This window comes from Streptomyces otsuchiensis, assembly GCF_004305975.1.
Taxonomy (GTDB): domain Bacteria; phylum Actinomycetota; class Actinomycetes; order Streptomycetales; family Streptomycetaceae; genus Streptomyces; species Streptomyces otsuchiensis.
The window spans coordinates 1-4054 of the sequence record NZ_BHZI01000398.1; the positions used below are offsets into that span (position 1 = coordinate 1).

The window sequence follows — 4054 nt, forward strand, 5'->3', positions numbered from 1 at the left end:
CTTCCTGGGGCCCGATGTTGATTCCTGGAAGGAATGCTCAGCGAACATCGGGTTCACCACTGCATGTGGCTCTGCCGCGCTCGATGTACTCCCGGGCGGCAAGGTGGGGAAGGGCGTCGTGGCTGTCGGTGAGGGAGCATACAAATGGCTCCGCAGCATTGTTGGGAAGGGAAAGAAAACAGACTGCAACAGCTTTGTTGCCGGAACGTATGTGCTCATGGCAGACGGCTCCACCAAGCCGATAGAACAAGTCGCGGTCGGCGACGAAGTGCTGGCGGCCGACCCCGAAACGGGAGAGATCGGGCCTCGAACCGTCACGGCTGAGATCACCGGAGCCGGTGAGAAGAACCTCGTCGCTGTCACCATCGGCGAGGCCACCATCACCGCCACTGACGAGCATCCCTTCTGGTCTCCCGAGTCCGGCGAATGGACCCACGCGGCCGACCTCAAGCCCGGCCAGCTGCTGGAACTCCCAGACCGCACACACGCACCGGTCACGACACTCCACCGCTGGACCCAGCCGGCCACCGTCCACAACCTCACCATCGAGGGCCTCCACACGTACTATGTGCTGGCGGGGGCCACGCCGGTCCTGGTTCACAATTCCGGTCCGAATTGTGGAGTGCCAGCTGGCGGCAAAAATGGAGACCGTCTCGGCGGCGAGGATTTCCACGGAAGTGACTACAGTCTCGACGAGATGGTTGAGTTCGTGAACGGGCACACGGGTGGGGGGAATCCGGCAATGGGGCGTCCGTCTGCCACGGAAGTTGAGACGACGCTTCGACAGGCCGGCCCGCGCCAGTTGGACGGGCAGAACTCGTCAAGGTTTGACCACAATGGCGTCCGCGTAATTATCAACTGGGATAAGCCGTGGAAGTCCACGTCGTATTACCCTGGCAGGTGAATGAATGAATACTAGCGAGCGAGGCGAATGGCTCGGATGCTTCCTGACGGATATGGATATTCGTCGACTGGAAGGCGTCTCAGTTCCAGTCGCCCCGGAGCGGGCTCTAGGGCTGGTTGAGCTGCTGGAGAGCTGGCGCAATCACGTTCTCAGGATCGAGACAGAGGTTGGGCTACCAGATTCTGACAGGATGGTGTGGGGCGTCTATGATTTGATTGCCGCCCTCGCGCTCAGAAGCTTCGTCTTTCGTGGCATGAAAAACATCGACTCGGATTTCCTTGAGGGATTCAGATTGGCACTCGATGATGTCGACTCCAGATTTATGCAGTTCACTGAAATTGATGAATCTGGAATTGTTCGTCGCCTCGATGGCGGTGAGCGATCGAATGGCGAATGGTGGTGGGATCGAGTTCCCCGGGTTGGCCCGATCCGTCGAGATGTAGAGCGATTCAAATCGTCATCGTGACCAAATTCGAACTGTTGAAATGAAGAGGACTCGATGGTGGTCCTAGGGTTTCATCAGTAAATCTGAAGCCCCACCGGATTAATTTCCGGTGGGGCTTCAGCTGTGTTTGACGGCAACGGTGACGGCAACGTCAGCGGACGACGGCTGCGGCGGGTGGGTCATTGGGGTCGTCGTCGGTAAGGCCGAGTACGTGGCCCAGAGCGTCGATGGCCTGGCGTTGGAGGCGGAGTCGGACGTGGGCGTAGACGCCGGCGGTGACGCCGATGTGGGCGTGGCCGAGGAGTTCCTTGATGACGACGAGATCGACGCCTTGTTCCAGGAGCAGGGTGGCGGTCGAGTGCCGGAGGTCGTGGAAGCGGATCGTCCGAAGGCCAGCGCTGTGGAGGACGCGACGGAAGCGGCGGGTGAGGTTGCCGGGGTCGAGGGGTCCACCCTTCACGGTCGTGAAGACGAGCCCGTTATCCGTCCAGCCCGCTCTGGCCGCCTGACGCTCTTCCTGCTGCCGATCCTGGTGGATCTTCAGGGAGGTGATGCACTCGGTGGGGAGCGCGATGCGGCGTTCGGAGGCGAGGGTCTTGGTGTGCAGGACGGTCAGGCCCTGGCTGCGGGTGCGCTGGAGGGAGCGGTGGATGGTTGCGGTGCAGCCATCGAGGTCGAGGTCTTCCCAGTGGAGGCCGAGGAGTTCGCCCTTGCGGAGTCCGGTGCGGAGGGCGAGTTCGTACAGAGCATGAAGCCGGTCGTCGCCGGCCGACTGGAGGAACTGCCGGGCTTCGGCGGCGATGAGGGGCTGGAAGCGCCGGGGGCGGGGCGTGGTGGTCTTGACGTTGCGGGCGACGTTGCGTGGCAGTTCGTCTTCGCGGACGGCGTGTTCCAGGGCGGATTTGAGGACCGCGTGGACGTACGTCACGGTCAGCGGTGACAGCCGCTTCTCGCAGCACTGCCCGATGGCGCAGCAGGACCGCCGGTGGGTGTCGCGTCCCTGGGCGCAGCACTGGCAGGTGGTGCGGAGTCCGTCGAGGAAGATGCGGACGTCGCGGGTGGTGAGTCGGGCGAGCTTCTTTGCGCCGAGGCGGGGGTTGAGGTGGAGGCGGCGTAGCGGGTGTGGGTGTTCTCCCGCAGACGGTGCACGGCGACGCCGTCTGCGGGTACGCGAGGTAGGCGCTCACGGTACTGTCGGCCGCCGCGACGGGGAGGCCGCGGTTGCTGGCGGCGATCTTCTCGGTGAGCTTGGTCATCGCGTCTTTACGGGTAGCGCCGTAGACGCGGACGCGCTTGCGGGTATTGCCGGGGGCCAGCACGTATCCGGCGGCTTCCCAGCGTCCGTCCTTGCGCTGGTAGACGGTCCCGTCGCCGTTCGCACGGGTACGGGAGCAGCGAGGTGGAGTAGGGCGTGGCGTGGTCATCAGGCGACGTCCTGTTCGAGGCGGGTGCGGATGAAGTCGGTGAGGGCGTGGGTGGGGATGCGGCGGGCGCGGCCGAGGGTGATCGAGGCGAGCTGGCCGGTGCGGAGCAGGTCGTAGACGGCGGAGCGGCCGATCTGGAGGCGGGCCATCACCTGGGGCACTGTGAGGAGAGCCAGGGCCGGGACCGCTTCGGTGCGGAGGACGGTGGGCGGGGGCGAGGCCATCAACAGCCCCCTTCGGCCGCGGACTGCCGTTCCAGTTCCTTGCGGTGCCAGACGGAGGCGGCGAGGAGGCTCGCGCCGGGGCTGTAGCCCGAGCCGAGGTAGTCCCAATGTCCGACGACGAGCGTGGTCTTCGGGTCGGGCTCAGGGAGGCCGGCGTGGGCGCGGGCCTGTTCGGTGCGCCAGGCGCGGCGGGCGTCGCGCAGCGCGCCGAGCGTGAAGGAGTAGGACCGGGATTTGGTGGAGAAGTGGCCGCGGAAGCCGAGCATGTGCGCCCACTTCCAGAGCTTGAGTTCGGCGAACTCCGGCAGGCGGCCGAGTTCCCAGCAGGTGCGGATCATCTGCCGGACGTGGCGGGCGACGGCGAGCCGGGGCAGTGGGCGGGCCTGGCCGGTGCCGTCGCAGGCGGTGCACGTGAGCGGGGTCCCGTGGGGCAGGAGGGTGGCGCCGCGTCCCTGGCAGGGGCGGCAGCACAGGGCGCGGTCGAGGGTGCCAGAGGCGTCGGCGGACTTGGTGGCGTACTTCGCCACGTAGGCGGCCACCGCCTGGTCGGTGAGTTCGCTGTCGGTGCCGAAGGCGGCGATCTCGCGTACATCGAGTTGCTGGCCCCAGGAGAGTTCGCGTTCCCCGATTGCGTCCGAGGTGATGGAGATGCGGGCGCGTGGTGCGGCGGAGCGGATGGCGTCGGTGAGTACGGCGGCGGAGGCGTAGGACGGTGGGGGCTGGGTGTTGCCGTCCGGGCCGTCGAGGCGGATCACGGCGTGGAAGTGGACCAGGCCGCGCTTCTGGTACTCGGCGACCTTGGCGAAGGACACCCGAAACGCCGCGCGGGCGGCCTTTTGCGTAATGCCGAGCCGGGTGGCGAGCTCCCGCCGCAGGTAGATCGCGAAGCGGGCCCACAAGGCTCCGGCGTGGGCATTGAACAGGACCGCGCCGACGTAGTCGTACGTCGCCGGATTGAGCGGCGTACCGAGCAGCGCGTCTGTGGGTTCGTGCCGGATTCCGCAGCGGCAGGGCCGGGCGTCGGGGCGGTTGTGGACGGGCCCGAAGGAGGGGGCGG

4 protein-coding genes and 1 pseudogene are annotated in these 4054 nt (G+C 66.2%); 2 read left to right on the forward strand and 3 right to left on the reverse strand.

Annotated elements, in window-relative coordinates; genetic code table 11:
- Positions 1 to 904 (forward strand): Hint domain-containing protein (locus E0D90_RS24220; protein WP_265415974.1); only part of this gene is annotated, 904 nt, incomplete at its 5' end.
- Between the two features lie 4 nt (positions 905 to 908).
- Positions 909 to 1370 (forward strand): hypothetical protein, encoded by a 462-nt coding sequence (locus tag E0D90_RS24225; protein ID WP_130800086.1) that lies wholly within the window; start codon positions 909 to 911, stop codon positions 1368 to 1370.
- A 130-nt stretch (positions 1371 to 1500) separates the two neighbouring features.
- Here the strand turns inward: E0D90_RS24225 and E0D90_RS24230 are convergent.
- The 3 genes and pseudogenes from E0D90_RS24230 to E0D90_RS24240 form a co-directional block, all read right to left on the reverse strand.
- Positions 1501 to 2773 (reverse strand): annotated as a pseudogene (locus E0D90_RS24230) (tyrosine-type recombinase/integrase).
- Positions 2773 to 2997: a helix-turn-helix domain-containing protein gene (locus E0D90_RS24235; RefSeq protein ID WP_130800087.1), complete on the reverse strand. Its 225-nt coding sequence runs from the start codon at positions 2995 to 2997 to the stop codon at positions 2773 to 2775. Before E0D90_RS24235 ends, E0D90_RS24230 begins: the two are co-directional and overlap by 1 nt.
- On the reverse strand, positions 2997 to 4054 hold a 1058-nt coding region (locus E0D90_RS24240), incomplete at its 5' end, for a replication initiator (protein ID WP_130800088.1). The genes E0D90_RS24240 and E0D90_RS24235, both read right to left, overlap by 1 nt.